Origin of the sequence: Micromonospora sp. WMMD558, assembly GCF_049315255.1 — a bacterium.
Lineage (GTDB): Bacteria > Actinomycetota > Actinomycetes > Mycobacteriales > Micromonosporaceae > Micromonospora.
Genome location: NZ_CP186061.1, coordinates 19,008 through 32,470, shown reverse-complemented (window position 1 = coordinate 32,470; position 13,463 = coordinate 19,008). Strand labels below are relative to the sequence as shown.

At 72.5% G+C, this 13,463-nt stretch carries 13 protein-coding genes; 7 read left to right on the top strand and 6 right to left on the bottom strand.

Features of this window, described 5'->3' with window-relative positions; translation table 11 throughout:
- The first annotated feature begins 331 nt into the window (after window positions 1–331).
- Window positions 332–2,098, top strand: coding sequence for a ribonuclease Y (gene rny / locus ACN26Y_RS00185; RefSeq protein WP_422734045.1), 1,767 nt, complete (start codon window positions 332–334; stop codon window positions 2,096–2,098).
- A 134-nt stretch (window positions 2,099–2,232) separates the two neighbouring features.
- Here rny and ACN26Y_RS00180 read toward each other — a convergent pair whose 3' ends face one another.
- From ACN26Y_RS00180 to ACN26Y_RS00165, 4 genes are all read right to left on the bottom strand, one after another.
- Window positions 2,233–3,129, bottom strand: a complete 897-nt coding sequence (locus ACN26Y_RS00180; protein ID WP_422734044.1) for an amino acid ABC transporter permease — start codon at window positions 3,127–3,129, stop codon at window positions 2,233–2,235.
- The gene (locus ACN26Y_RS00175; RefSeq protein WP_155333483.1) at window positions 3,129–3,803 is read right to left on the bottom strand and encodes an amino acid ABC transporter permease; all 675 of its coding nucleotides are present in this window, start codon (window positions 3,801–3,803) and stop codon (window positions 3,129–3,131) included. The genes ACN26Y_RS00180 and ACN26Y_RS00175 overlap by 1 nt, the downstream gene beginning before the upstream one ends.
- Before the next feature lie 78 nt (window positions 3,804–3,881).
- Window positions 3,882–4,748: a glutamate ABC transporter substrate-binding protein gene (locus ACN26Y_RS00170; RefSeq protein ID WP_155333482.1), complete on the bottom strand. Its 867-nt coding sequence runs from the start codon at window positions 4,746–4,748 to the stop codon at window positions 3,882–3,884.
- 59 nt (window positions 4,749–4,807) lie between these two features.
- Entirely contained in the window at window positions 4,808–5,563 is a 756-nt protein-coding gene (locus ACN26Y_RS00165) for an amino acid ABC transporter ATP-binding protein (RefSeq protein WP_155333481.1), read from the bottom strand.
- A 181-nt stretch (window positions 5,564–5,744) separates the two neighbouring features.
- Between ACN26Y_RS00165 and selD the strand changes: the two genes are divergently transcribed.
- Window positions 5,745–6,734: a selenide, water dikinase SelD gene (gene selD / locus ACN26Y_RS00160; protein ID WP_155333480.1), complete on the top strand. Its 990-nt coding sequence runs from the start codon at window positions 5,745–5,747 to the stop codon at window positions 6,732–6,734.
- A gap of 200 nt (window positions 6,735–6,934) precedes the next feature.
- The gene (locus tag ACN26Y_RS00155; protein WP_155333479.1) at window positions 6,935–7,414 is read left to right on the top strand and encodes a hypothetical protein; all 480 of its coding nucleotides are present in this window, start codon (window positions 6,935–6,937) and stop codon (window positions 7,412–7,414) included.
- Between the two features lie 13 nt (window positions 7,415–7,427).
- On the opposite strand, the gene ACN26Y_RS00150 is transcribed toward ACN26Y_RS00155, so the two are convergent.
- The gene (locus ACN26Y_RS00150) at window positions 7,428–7,655 is read right to left on the bottom strand and encodes a DUF2277 family protein (protein WP_155333478.1); all 228 of its coding nucleotides are present in this window, start codon (window positions 7,653–7,655) and stop codon (window positions 7,428–7,430) included.
- Window positions 7,656–7,708: 53 nt separating this feature from the next.
- On the opposite strand from ACN26Y_RS00150, the gene miaB reads away from it, so the two are divergent.
- Window positions 7,709–9,208, top strand: a complete 1,500-nt coding sequence (miaB, locus tag ACN26Y_RS00145) for a tRNA (N6-isopentenyl adenosine(37)-C2)-methylthiotransferase MiaB (RefSeq protein WP_155333477.1) — start codon at window positions 7,709–7,711, stop codon at window positions 9,206–9,208.
- 108 nt (window positions 9,209–9,316) lie between these two features.
- On the opposite strand, the gene ACN26Y_RS00140 is transcribed toward miaB, so the two are convergent.
- On the bottom strand, window positions 9,317–10,525 hold the full coding sequence (locus ACN26Y_RS00140; protein ID WP_155333476.1) for a DUF349 domain-containing protein: 1,209 nt from the start codon (window positions 10,523–10,525) through the stop codon (window positions 9,317–9,319).
- A 347-nt stretch (window positions 10,526–10,872) separates the two neighbouring features.
- Here ACN26Y_RS00140 and ACN26Y_RS00135 point away from each other — a divergent pair, with 347 nt between their 5' ends.
- Genes ACN26Y_RS00135 through dapF form a run of 3 tightly spaced genes read left to right on the top strand, consistent with a single transcriptional unit; the run spans window position 10,873 to window position 13,386 of the window.
- Entirely contained in the window at window positions 10,873–11,592 is a 720-nt protein-coding gene (locus ACN26Y_RS00135; RefSeq protein ID WP_155333475.1) for a class III extradiol dioxygenase subunit B-like domain-containing protein, read from the top strand.
- Window positions 11,577–12,536 carry a tRNA (adenosine(37)-N6)-dimethylallyltransferase MiaA gene (gene miaA, locus ACN26Y_RS00130; RefSeq protein ID WP_230689121.1) on the top strand — a complete coding sequence of 320 codons (960 nt, stop codon included), beginning with the start codon at window positions 11,577–11,579 and terminating at the stop codon, window positions 12,534–12,536. Before ACN26Y_RS00135 ends, miaA begins: the two co-directional genes overlap by 16 nt.
- Window positions 12,537–12,543: 7 nt before the next feature.
- The gene (gene dapF, locus ACN26Y_RS00125; protein ID WP_155333474.1) at window positions 12,544–13,386 is read left to right on the top strand and encodes a diaminopimelate epimerase; all 843 of its coding nucleotides are present in this window, start codon (window positions 12,544–12,546) and stop codon (window positions 13,384–13,386) included.
- Window positions 13,387–13,463 lie beyond the last annotated feature (77 nt).

The following is a 13,463-nucleotide window of genomic DNA, read 5'->3' as shown; positions in this document are numbered from 1 at the left end:
ACCGCCGACGATGCCGCCCGGGCACCGCCGGCGGGGAGCGCTACCCATGGCCAGCCGCTCCGGTCGGGCGTCCAGAGCCGCAGGAGCGTGCCCACCGGCACGTGCCTGCGGCGCGACGTTCAGGGGAGGCGCGCCATGGCTAGGCGGCAGGTGTCACCAGGGAGACCGGCATGAGCACGCGGGCCGGCGGGCCCGGCGCACGGTCTTCCGCAGCTGCCGCCGTGCCGTCCCGAGCGTGGAAGGTCGTGGAGGAGAACGGCCCCTGGACGGGCCGAAGGGCTCCCGGATCCTCATCGGCGCCGGTCGCGGCACGGGCCGGCGGGGGTGTGGCATGAGCCCTTTCGACGTCGTCCTCCTCGTGGCCGTCCTGGTGCTGACGCTGGTCGTGCTCGGGGCGGTGCTGCTCGGCGTCCGCGTGGTGCGGCGGCTCGGGACGGCGCCGGCCCCGGAGGACCCGGCCTTCATCGCTGAGAAGGACCGCCAGGAGCAGTCCCTCGCCGCGCTCCGCTCGGCGGCGGACGAGGCGAACAGCACGATCGACGTGGCGAAGTCGGCCGCCGCGGCGGCACGGGCCGAGGCGGCGGCCGCCAAGGCGGAGGCGAAAGCCGCGCGGGCGGAAGCGCGCCGGGTGCTCGACGACGCTCGGGCCGAGGCGGACACCATCCTGGAGCGGGCCCACAAGCAGGCCGAGGCCGACGCCGAGCAGCTGCGAACCACCGCGCGGCGCAGCGGTGAGCGGGAGGTCGCGGTCCTCGCCGCGACGACCCGGGAGCAGGCCGCCGAGGTGGAGCGCCGGGCCGCCCGGATGGACGAGCGGGAGCGGATGCACACCGAGGAGGTGGAGCGGCTCGCCGAACGGGAGCGGCAGCTCAGCGCCGCCAGCGCCGCTCTCGCGGCCCGCGAGTCCGCCCTCGCCGAGCGGGAGGTGGAGCTGACGCTGGCGGAGGAGCACCGTCGCCGGGAGTTGGAGCGGGTAGCCGGGCTGACCGCGGACGCCGCCCGCGCGGAGCTGATCGAGGCGATCGAGGTGCAGGCCAAGCGGGAGGCCGCGCTGCTGGTCCGGGACATCGAGTCCGACGCGCGCAGCACCGCCGAGGACCGCGCCCGCCACATCGTCGTGGACGCCATCCAGCGGGTCGCCAGCGAACAGACCGCGGAGAGCGTGGTCAGCGTGCTGCACCTGCCCGGCGACGAGATGAAAGGCCGGATCATCGGCCGCGAGGGGCGCAACATCCGGGCCTTCGAATCGGTCACCGGCGTCAACCTGATCATCGACGACACCCCGGAGGCGGTGCTGCTCTCCTGCTTCGACCCGGTGCGTCGCGAGGTCGGCCGGCTCACGCTGGAGAAGCTGGTGCTGGACGGCCGGATCCACCCGCACCGCATCGAGGAGGTCTACGACCTGGCCCGGCACGAGGTGGAGCAGCTCTGCCAGCGGGCGGCCGAGGACGCCCTGGTCGAGGTCGGCATCACCGAGATCCACCCGGAGCTGGTCACCCTGCTCGGTCGGCTGCGCTACCGCACGTCGTACGGGCAGAACGTCCTCAAGCACCTCGTCGAGACCGCCCACATCGCCGGCACCATGGCGGCGGAGCTGCGGCTGGACGTGCCGACGATCAAGCGCTGCGCGTTCCTGCACGACATCGGCAAGGCGCTCACCCACGAGGTGGAGGGCAGTCACGCGATCATCGGCGCCGACGTCGCCCGCAAGTACGGCGAGAGCGAGGACGTCGTCCACGCCATCGAGGCGCACCACAACGAGGTGCCGCCGCAGACCATCGAGGCGGTGCTCACGCAGGCGTCCGACGCGTGCTCTGGCGGCCGCCCGGGTGCCCGGCGGGAGAGCCTCGAGGCGTACGTCAAGCGCCTGGAGCGGATCGAGGAGATCGCGGCCGGCAAGCTCGGCGTGGAGAAGGTCTTCGCCATGCAGGCCGGCCGGGAGATCCGGGTGATGGTGAAGCCGGAGGACGTCGACGACATCGGCGCCGCCGTGCTGGCCCGGGACGTGGCCAAGCAGATCGAGGAGGAGCTGACCTATCCCGGTCAGATCCGGGTCACCGTGGTCCGCGAGTCCCGCGTCACCGAGATCGCCCGCTGAGCCGGTTCACCCGCTCGTCGCTGCTACCGGCGGCCGGCTTATCGCGGCGGGGCGATCGCAGCGGCCATCGGCACGCGGTCCGGACGACGTCGGCGGGCTGCCCCCACCGGTAGGGGCAGCCCGGGCGGGCGTCCTCAGCCCTGCGGCTCGGTGACGGTGGACCCGCCCTCGGGTGCCGAGTCCGGAGCCAGGTCACGGCGGGTCTGTCTCGGCATCCGGAAGCCGCGGGCGCGGCTTCGCCGGTCGAGCCAGCCGGCGAGGGCGGTGAGCAGCGAGTTGATCACGATGTAGATGACAGCCGCCACCATCGCCGCCGCCACGATGTTGCCCTTGTTGGCCGCGAGGTCGTTGACGCCGCGCTGGAGCAGCTCCGGGTAGGCCACGATGTAGCCGAGGGCGGTGTCCTTGAGCAGCACCACGAGCTGGCTGACGATGATCGGGAGCATGGCCCGGGCGGCCTGCGGGATCAGGATGAGCTGCATGACCTGGCTCTTGCGCATGCCGATCGCGTACGCGGCCTCGGACTGACCGCCGGGCACGGACCGGATGCCGGCGCGGAACGCCTCGGCGAGCACCGACCCGTTGTAGAGGGTCAGCCCGATGACCACCGCCCAGAAGGCGCTCACCGGCCCCTGGATCAGGAACGGCACGCCGTAGAAGACGAAGAAGATCATCAGCAGCAGCGGGACGGCCCGGAAGAACTCCACGACCGCACCGGCGGGGACGCTGATCCACCAGTGGTCGGAGAGGCGGCCGACGGCGAAGATGATGCCGAAGGCGAGGGAGAGCACCATGCCGACCGCCGCCGCCTTCAGCGTGGCCCACAGGCCCGGCAGGATGAACTGGGTCCAGGTCGCCGGCTCGGTGAACGGCGTCCAGAGCGCGGCCTCCCACTGGCCGGCCTCGTCGAACTTCGAGTAGATCCACCAGAGCAGCACGGCCACGCCGATGCCGAAGACGACGCTGAGCACCCGGTTGCGGACGCGGGCGCGGGGCCCCGGGTGGTCGTAGAGGACGGAGCTGGTGCTCATCAGCGCTTCACCGCCAGACGGTTGGCCAGCCAGCCGAAGAAGTAGCCGGTGGGGATGAGGATCGCGGCGAAGGTCCCCGCGAAGACCAGGAAGATCGGGATGACCGCGTCGCCGTTGCTGTTGATGAGGTCCTTCATCACGTTGGAGGACTCCATCAGGCCGATGGTGCCGACGATCGTGGCGTTCTTGCACAGGGCGATGAGGATGCTGCCGAACGGCGCGATAACCGAGCGGGTCGCCTGGGGCAACACCACGATCCGCAGCGTCTGGGCGAAGGTCAGCCCGATCGCGCGGGCCGCCTCGGCCTGGCCCGTCGGTACGGTGTTGACGCCGGAGCGCACGGCCTCGCAGACGAACGCGGCGGTGTAGACGGAGAGACCGATTACGCCGAGCCAGTAATTGTTCAGGTTGAGGTCTTCGGCGAGGCTCAGGCCCAGCGTCGAGAAGAGACCGAAGTAGCAGAAGAACACGACGAGCGTGAGCGGGGTGTTGCGGAAGATGTTGACCCAGGCCGCCCCGAAGCCCCGCAGCACCGGCACGGGGGACACCCGCATCGCGGCCAGCAGCACGCCGATCACCAGGGCGAAGACCGCCGACGCGCCGGTCAGCTTCAAAATCCAGAGAAAGCCCGACAGGTACGCGTCGAAGTTCGTCGGATCAGCGAATACGTGCATGCTTCGGCTCCTGTGGCGTCGAGGCGGGGGTGACAGGCCGGGGCCGGCATCCACGTGGGATGCCGGCCCCGGAACCGGTCAGACGCTGCCGCAGTTGGTCAGCTTGGTGGTGTCCAGCTCGGGCGCGGCCTTGCCGCTCTTACCCAGGGTCTTGTCCCACGCGGCCTTGTAGCTGCCGTCGGCCGCCGCGGCCTTCAGGATCTCGTTGACCTTCTCGCAGCCGGTCTTGTCCTCCTTCTTGAGGCCAATGCCGTACGGCTCATCGGAGAAGGTCTTGCCGACCACCTTGAACTTGCCGGCGTACTGATCCTGGGCGGCGTAGCCGGCGAGGATGATGTCGTCGGTGGTCACCGCGTCGACCTGGCCGTTCTCCAGGCCCGGCAGGCACTTCGAGTACGAGTCGAACTGCTGCAGCTTGGCCTTCGGGTAGTCGGTCTGAATCCGCTTGGCCGGGGTGGAGCCGGACACCGAGCAGACGGTCTTGCCGTCGAGCTGCTCCGGGCCGGTGATGGTCGAGTCGGCCTTCACCAGCAGGTCCTGGCCGGCGATGAAGTACGGCCCGGCGAAGTTGACCTTCTTCTTCCGCTCATCGTTGATCGTGTACGTGGCCACGACCAGGTCCACCGTGCCCTGCTGGATGAACGGCTCGCGGTTGGCCGACACCGTGGTCTTCCACTCGATGTTGCCCTCTTCGACGCCCAGGCCCTTGGCGATGATCTTCGCGATCTCGACGTCGAAGCCCTCGTACTGGCTGCCGGTCTGCAGGCCCAGGCCGGGCTGGTCCGCCTTGACGCCGATCACGAGCTTCTTCTGGCCCTCGGCCTTGCCCACGATGCCACTGGCGCCCGAACCGCCGGAGCCCGTCTCGCTGTCGCCGCCGCAGGCGGTCATCGCGAACGAGAGGGCGGCGACCGCGGCGACCGCCGCCACGCGCTTGATACGCATACTCTTCTCCTTCTTGAACGGAGCCCACCGGGGGACGGCGTTGCTCCACATACGGACGCCTAGTGCGTGAGGATCTTGGAGAGGAAGTCCTTGGCCCGCTCGCTGCGGGGATTGGCGAAGAACTCCGTCGGCGGAGCGTCCTCGACCAGCTTGCCGTCGGCCATGAAGATGACCCGGTTGGCCGCGTGGCGGGCGAAGCCCATCTCGTGGGTGACGACGACCATCGTCATGCCGTCGCGCGCCAGGGACGTCATCACGTCCAGCACCTCGCCGACCATCTCCGGGTCGAGCGCGCTGGTCGGCTCGTCGAAGAGCATCGCCTTGGGCTGCATGGCCAGCGCGCGGGCGATCGCCGCCCGCTGCTGCTGGCCGCCGGAGAGCTGGGCCGGGAACTTGTCGGCCTGGTTGGCGATGCCGACCCGGTCCAGCAGGGCCAGGCCGCGCTCACGGGCGACCGACGGCTTCTCCTTGCGGACCTTCAGCGGCCCCAGGGTGACGTTCTCCAGGATGGTCTTGTGCGCGAAGAGGTTGAACGACTGGAAGACCATCCCGACCTCGCTGCGCAGCTTGGCCAGCGCCTTGCCCTCGGCAGGCAGCGCCTGCCCGTCGAAGGTGATGGTCCCGGAGTTGATCGGTTCCAGCCGGTTGATCGTCCGGCAGAGCGTGGACTTGCCCGAGCCGGACGGGCCGATCACCACGACCACCTCGCCGCGCCCGACCGACAGTGAGACGTCGTCCAGCACGTGCAGCGGCCCGAACCACTTGTTGACCGAGTCCAGCACGATGAGCGGTTCGCCCGTCGTCACGTCGTCCACCGTCCCTGTCGTCGCGCGGCCGAGGTCGGATGACCCCCGGTTGGGCCACTGTAGGCGGGGTGATGTGGCGGAATGCAACTCAGTTGGTCACGGAGCGGTAACACCGTTGGCGGGACGTGCCGGGAGTCCGTTTCTGACCGCTCGGCTGGCGGTCACCGGCCGCGACGGAGATCATGTGGGGATGACCGAACCGGTCCGGCTGACCCGGTACGCCCGCGGCGGCGGCTGCGCCTGCAAGATCCCGCCGGGCGAGCTGGAGGCGATGGTGGCGGGCCTCGGCCCGACCCCGGGCACGGCCGATCTGCTGGTCGGTCTCGACCACGGCGACGACGCCGCCGTGGTCCGGCTCGACGAGCGTACGGGCGTGGTCAGCACCGCCGACTTCTTCACCCCGGTCGTCGACGACGCGTACGACTGGGGGCGCATCGCCGCCACCAACGCCCTCTCCGACGTGTACGCGATGGGCGGCACCCCGCTCGTCGCGCTGAACCTGCTCTGCTGGCCACGGGAGGTGCTCCCGCTGGAGCTGGCCCGGGAGGTGCTGCGCGGTGGGCGGGACGTCGCCCGCGACGCCGGCTGCCACCTCGCGGGCGGCCACAGCGTCGACGACGAGGGCCCCAAGTACGGCCTCGCGGTGACCGGGACCGTCCGGCCGGACGATCTGATCACGCTGGACGCCGGTCGGGCCGGGCTGCCGCTGTCGTTGACCAAGCCGCTCGGCGTCGGTGTGCTCAACACCCGGCACAAGGCCACCGGGGAGAGCTTCCCGGAGGCGGTCGCGACGATGACCACGCTGAACCGGGACGCCGCGCGGGCGGCGGTGGCGGCCGGTGTCCGGTGCGGCACCGACGTCACCGGCTTCGGGCTGCTCGGCCACGCGTCGAAGCTCGCCCGGGCCAGCGGGCTGACGGTGGCGATCGACACCACCCGGGTGCCGTACCTGGCCGGTGCCCGGGAGGCGGTCCGGGACGGCCACGTCAGCGGGGGCAGCCGCCGCAACCTCGACTGGGTCACGCCGTGGACCGACTTCGGCGCGACCGGAGAGGCGGACCGTCTGCTGCTGGCCGACGCGCAGACCTCGGGCGGCCTGCTCGTCGCGGGCGAGCTGCCCGGTGCCACGGTGATCGGCGAACTGCTTCCCCGGAGCGAGCACCTTCTCGTCCTCCGCTGACCCCGTGTCGAGTGCCTGGCGCGGCACCATACCCGATAAACTGTCACCTTCCCGCTACTCGGAGCAATGGGGCCCGAGGAAATTTTGCCCGGAATGGTCACAGACCGGTAACTTGCCCCCGGCTGAGGTCAAATGCACCCCACCATCGTCAGTAAGGCCCGATCCGGAGGCCGGTGGGACGAGCACAGCGAGGAGGCGGCATGACCGAGCTGTGGAACTGGAGAATCGACCAGGTGCGGCCGGCGGAGGTCTGGCCGGCGCTGGCCGAGGCGCTCGGCCGGGTGGTGATGCCCCTGGCGGTGGCCGACCCGATGCGGCTGCCCCGGTACGCGGTGGTCTGCGACATCTGGCAGGCGCCGGGGGAGTTCGCCACGATCGTCGACTGCTACGGGGTGCCCGACACCCTGGCCGAGCTGCCCAGCGTCGCGGCCCTGGCCCGCCTGCTCAACCGCAACTGCGTGCTGCGCGACGACACACTCGACGAGACCCGGCACCTGCTCGTCGCCCCCGACGGCACGATCCGCCCGGTGCACTTCGACGTCCGCGAGACGGACGACGGCGAGGTCCTCAGCAACCAGCGGCTCTGCACCGAGGCCAACCCGGGCTGTCGCGGCTGGTCCCGCTGCCACCGCTCGCGCTGGGCCCCCGACTCGGTGCTCCCCGCGCTCGCCGCCGCCTGAGGCGCAAGCAAGCTCAGTTGGGTGTGGGGGTGCGTCGGTTCCGTACCTCCAACTGGTCCAGCAGGGTCGCGGTGGCCGTCGCGACCGCGGCTACCGCGGCGTCGAACGCCGCGGCGTTGTGGGCGGCCGGCGCGCGGAACCCGGAGATCTTCCGGACGTACTGCAACGCTGCGGCCTGGATGTCCGCGTCGGTCACCGCCGGGGTGAACGGCTCACGCAGGGTCTTGATGCTCCGGCACACGGCTCCTCCTCGATTCCGGCCCATCCGGGCTGTCCGGATACGCTGTCCACGTCATGACTACCGCAGCGGCGAGCAGCCCGCGCACCTACCAGGTGCGCACGTACGGCTGCCAGATGAACGTGCACGACTCCGAGCGCATTTCCGGCCTGCTGGAGCAGGCCGGTTACGTGCGCGCGGCCGACGCCGACGACACCCCCGACGTGGTCGTCTTCAACACCTGCGCCGTGCGGGAGAACGCCGACAACCGGCTCTACGGCAACCTCGGTCATCTGCGCCCCGTCAAGGACCGGCACCCCGGGATGCAGATCGCGGTCGGCGGCTGCCTCGCCCAGAAGGACCGCGGCGAGATCGTCCGCAAGGCGCCCTGGGTCGACGTCGTCTTCGGCACGCACAACATCGGGTCGCTGCCGGTGCTGCTGGAGCGGGCCCGGCACAACACCGCCGCCGAGGTGGAGATCCTCGAATCGCTCGACGTCTTCCCGAGCACCCTGCCCACCCGCCGCGAGTCGACGTACGCCGGCTGGGTGTCGATCTCGGTCGGCTGCAACAACACCTGCACGTTCTGCATCGTGCCCTCGCTGCGCGGCAAGGAGAAGGACCGCCGCCCCGGCGACATCCTCGCCGAGGTCCGCGCCCTGGTCGACGAGGGCGTGCTGGAGGTGACCCTGCTCGGGCAGAACGTCAACTCGTACGGCGTCGAGTTCGGCGACCGGTACGCGTTCGGCAAGCTGCTGCGCGCCTGCGGTGACATCGACGGGCTGGAGCGGGTCCGGTTCACCAGCCCGCACCCGAAGGACTTCACGGACGACGTGATCGCCGCGATGGCCGAGACGCCGAACGTGTGCCACTCGCTGCACATGCCGCTGCAGTCCGGCTCCGACGACGTGCTGCGGGCGATGCGCCGCTCGTACCGCTCGGAGAAGTACCTGGGCATCATCGAGAAGGTCCGGGCGGCGATGCCGGACGCGGCGATCACTACCGACATCATCGTCGGATTCCCCGGCGAGACCGAGGCCGACTTCGAGCGCACCCTCGACGTGGTGCGCGAGGCCCGGTTCGCCTCGGCGTTCACCTTCCAGTACTCGAAGCGTCCCGGCACCCCCGCCGCGACCATGGACGGGCAGCTGCCCAAGCAGGTCGTGCAGGAGCGGTACGAGCGGCTGATCGCCACGGTGGAGGAGATCACCTGGGCGGAGAACAGGAGGCTGGTCGGGGAGACCGTCGAGGTGCTGGTCGCGGTCGGCGAGGGGCGTAAGGACGAGCGCACCGGCCGGATGTCCGGGCGCGCCCGGGACGGCCGCCTGGTGCACTTCGACGTCGGGTCGCTCGCCGGGCGGATCCGCCCCGGCGACATCGTGCACACCGTCGTGACGTACGCCGCCCCGCACCACCTGAACGCCGACGGCGAGCCGCTCGCGCACCGGCGCACCCGGGCCGGGGACGCCGCCGAGGCGGGGCGTGCGCCGCGTACCCCCGGGGTTCTGCTCGGCCTGCCCACGATTGGCGCGCCGGCGCCGGCACCCGCCGCGACCGGCGGCTGCGCCGCCCACTGACCGAGCGGGCCGGCGCCGCGCCGCGGCGCGCGACCTGGCTGACCCCAAGAGCCAAAGCGGCGGAAGCCCCGGTCCCGTCACGGGACCGGGGCTTCCGGCTCGATCACGTCAGCCGGCCTGCTCGGCCAGTTGGAGGAACTGCCGCTTCGAGGCCAGCGCCTGCTCGGCCTCCCGGATCCGGCGGGCGTCACCGGCGGCCTGGGCCCGGCCCAGCCGCTCCTCTGCCTCCGCGACCTGCGCCCGCATCTGGGCCAGCAGCGGGTTGTCCTGCGGGCTGGTGCGCCGCCACGCCGAGTCCATCACCTCGCGGACCTTCTCGTCGACGGCACGCAGCCGCCGCTCCAGGCCCGCCGCCGCCTCCCGGGGCACCCGCCCGGCCTCGTGCCACTGCGCCTGGATCTCCCGCAGCTTGGCCTGGGCACCCTTCGGGTCGCCGTCGACGTCCAGCGCCTCGGCCTCGGCCAGCAGCGCCTGCTTGCGCTCCAGGTTGGCGCGCTGCTCGTTGTCCCGGGCGGAGAAGACCTCGCTGCGCCGGGAGAAGAACGCGTCCTGCGCGGCCCGGAACCTCTCCCAGAGCCGCTGCTCGGCCTCCTTCGAGGCGCGCGGTGCCGCCCGCCACTGGTTCATCAGGTCCTTGAGCTGGCCCGCGGTGGCCGCCCAGTCGGTGGAGTCCTGGAGCTTCTCGGCCTCGGCGACCAGTTCCTCCTTGACCGCCTGCGCCTGCTTGCGCTGCGCGTCGAGGGAGGCGAAGTGGGCGCCACGCCGGCGGGTGAAGCCGTCCCGGGCCGCCGCGAACCGCTTCCACAGCTCGCCGTCGGTCTTCTTGTCGACCCCGCGGATGGTCTTCCACTCGTCGAGGATCTCCTTGAGCCGATCCCCGGCGGTCTTCCAGCCGGTCGACTCGGCGGCCAGCTTCTCGGCCTCCTCGACCAGGGCCGTCTTGCGGGCGAGCGCCTCGGTGCGGGCGGCGTCCCGGGCCGCCCGGGCCTCGCCGGCCTTCTCCTCGGCGACGCCGGCGAGCCGGTCCAGCCGGGCGGCCAGCCCGTCGATGTCGCCGACGACGTGCGCCTCGGCCAGCGAGGTGCGCAGCCGGCGGATCGTGCTGAGCGAGTGAGCCGCGTCCGCGGCGCCCGAGTTGAGCCGAGCCTCGGTCAGATCCACCTCGGTCACCAGGTCGGCGAAGCGACGGGCGAAGTGGGCCAGCCCTTCCTCCGGTGCTCCTGCTTGCCAGGAACCGACCACCCGCTCGCCCTCGGCGGTCTTGACGTACACGGTGCCGTCCGCGTCCACCCGTCCGAAGGCAGTCCAGTCGCTCATGTGCCCATCCTCGTTCTCCCGGCGTCGCGGGTCAGTCCCGCGAGCACCGCCACGGCGCAGCCAAGTTTCTCCCCGGCATTGTCACAGGTGCGCCCCCGTTCCCGTCGAGCGCCTATCGCCGACCGTGACCATACGGTGTCCTACCGCCCGCGCGCTCCCGTCGGAGGGTGAGTGTCGGAATCATCCGTACGGTCCAGACCCGTCGATCGGCCCCGACGACGGTTGCGGGACGACCGGAGGTGGCCGCTCGGGGTGCGCAGAGCGGGATCGTCGCCCGGGGCGGGGGCCCGTCCGACTGATCGGCGGGCACCCGGTCGGGCCCGCCGTGGCCCCGCTACGGTGACCAGGTGCCTCTGGTCGCCGCCGCCGTCTGCCCGCACCCGCCCCTGCTCGTTCCCGAGGTGGCCGGGGCCGCCGCGCCCGAGCTGGACGACCTCCGTACGGCCTGCGACGCCGCCGTGGCCCGGCTCCTCGCCGCCGGGCCCGACGAGATCGTCCTCGTGGGCGGCGGGCCCGCGACGACGACGTTCGGCGCCTCCGACCGCGGGTCGCTGCGGGGCTACGGGGTGGACCGGAGCGTCCCGCTGGGGCGGACCGACGGTGCCGGCGCCGAGCGCCTCCCGCTGAGCCTGACCCTGGGGGCGTGGCTGGTCGGCCGGTCCGGCACCGCGTTGCCCCGGTCCGCCGAGGCGGTCGCGGTCGACGAGCCCGTGTCCGGCTGCGTGGACCTCGGTTCGGAGCTGCTCCGCCGGGGCGACCACCGCACCGCGCTGCTGGTCATGGGGGACGGTTCGGCCTGCCGGGGCGAGAAGTCCCCGGGCTACGACGACCCGCGCGCCGAGCCGTACGACGAGGGGGTCGCCCGGGCCCTGGCCGCCGCGGACGCCGACGCCCTGCTCGACCTCGACCCGGTGCTGTCGGCCGAGCTGAGGGTCGCCGGCCGCGCGCCCTGGCAGGTGCTGGCCGGCGCTGTCCGCGCGGCCGGCGGCGACTGGCGGGGCGAGGTGACCTACGACGCGGCGCCCTACGGCGTGGCCTACCTCGTCGCCTCCTGGGAGCCGGCGTGACCGGGCCGGTCGGGGCCGGTGGCAGCCGTCCGCCGGTCGGCGCGGTGGTCGCGGTGGTCGGGCCCACCGCGGCCGGCAAGTCGGCGCTGAGCATCGCTCTCGCCCACGCGCTCGACGGGGAGGTGGTCAACGCCGACTCGATGCAGCTCTACCGGGGCATGGACATCGGCACCGCCAAGCTCACCGTCGCCGAACGGGAGGGGGTGCCGCACCACCTGCTGGACATCTGGGACGTGACGGAGCCGGCGAGTGTCGCGGAGTACCAGCGGCTGGCGCGGGCGGCCGTCGACGACATCCTCGCCCGGGGACGGGTGCCGTTGCTGGTCGGTGGCTCCGGCCTGTACGTGCGGGCGGTGCTGGAGCAGTTCGAGTTCCCGGGCACCGACCCGGCGGTCCGGGAGCGGCTGGAGGCGGAGCTGGCGCAGGTCGGGCCGGCTCCGCTGTACGCGCGGCTGCGCGAGGCCGACGCGGAGGCGGCGGCGAGCATCCTGCCCGGCAACGGACGGCGGATCGTCCGCGCGCTGGAGGTGATCGAGCTGACCGGCGCGCCGTTCACCGCGTCGCTGCCCGAGCCCACGCCGTACTACCCGTCGGTGCAGGTCGGCGTCGACCTGGACACCGCGCCGCTCGACGAGCGGATCGCGCTGCGGGTCGACCGGATGTGGGCCGACGGCCTGGTCGCCGAGACCCGCGAGCTGGTCGGTCGCGGCCTGCCCGAGGGGCGTACGGCCAGCCGGGCGCTCGGCTACCAGCAGGTCCTGCGGTTCCTGGCCGGCGAGCTGACCGAGACCGAGGCGTACGAGGAGACGATCCGGGCCACCCGGCGGTTCGTCCGCCGGCAGCGGTCGTGGTTCCGGCGTGACCCGCGGGTCCGGTGGCTCGACTCGGCGTCGCCCGGGCTGGTGGCGGATGCCCTGCGGGTGGTCGCCGGCGCTGCGCGATGATGGGGATGTGGAGTTCACCAAGGGGCACGGCACCGGCAACGACTTCGTGATCCTGCCCGACCCGGACGGCGCGCTGGATCTCACGCCCGGCCTGGTGGCCGGGCTCTGCGACCGGCGGCGTGGCATTGGCGGTGACGGCGTGCTGCGCGTGGTCCGGGCGGCGAAGCACCCCGAGGGTGCCGCGTTGGCCGACGAGGCCGAGTGGTTCATGGACTACTGGAACTCCGACGGCTCGTTCGCCGAGATGTGCGGCAACGGCGCCCGGGTGTTCGTCCGCTACCTGTTGGAGACCGGGCTGGCCGCACCCGACGGCGCGGTGCTGCCGGTGGCCACCCGGGCCGGTCTCGTGCGGGCGCGCGTCGAGGGGGCGGGGGTGGCGGTCGAGATGGGCCGTCCCCGGCTGTACGACACGTCGACCGCCGCCCTCGGCGGGCTGACGCTGCCGGGCACGGCCGTCGACGTCGGCAACCCGCACCTGGTCTGCGCGCTGCCGGCCGGCCTGGACCTGACCGCGCTCGACCTCACCCAGGCGCCGCAGGTCGACCCGGCGGTCTTCCCGGCCGGGGTGAACGTCGAGTTCACCGCGCCGGGCGACCCGGTCGACGGCACGGACGGCCACGTCCTCATGCGGGTGTACGAACGTGGCAGCGCCGAGACCCTCTCGTGCGGCACCGGCGCCTGCGCCGTGGCCGCGGTCGCCCTGCGCGACGCGGGCCGCAACACCGGCGTGGTGGCGGTCGACGTCCCGGGCGGCCGCCTGGCGGTCACGATCACCGACGAGACCTGCTGGCTCGCGGGCCCGGCGGTCCTGGTCGCGACGGGCGAGGTGACCCCTGCGGCCCTGACCTGATCCCACCGGTCCCGACCCTCGTCCCCGCGATCGTGCACTTTGTGCCTCGATGGCCCGGAAGGCGCAGATCGGGGGCC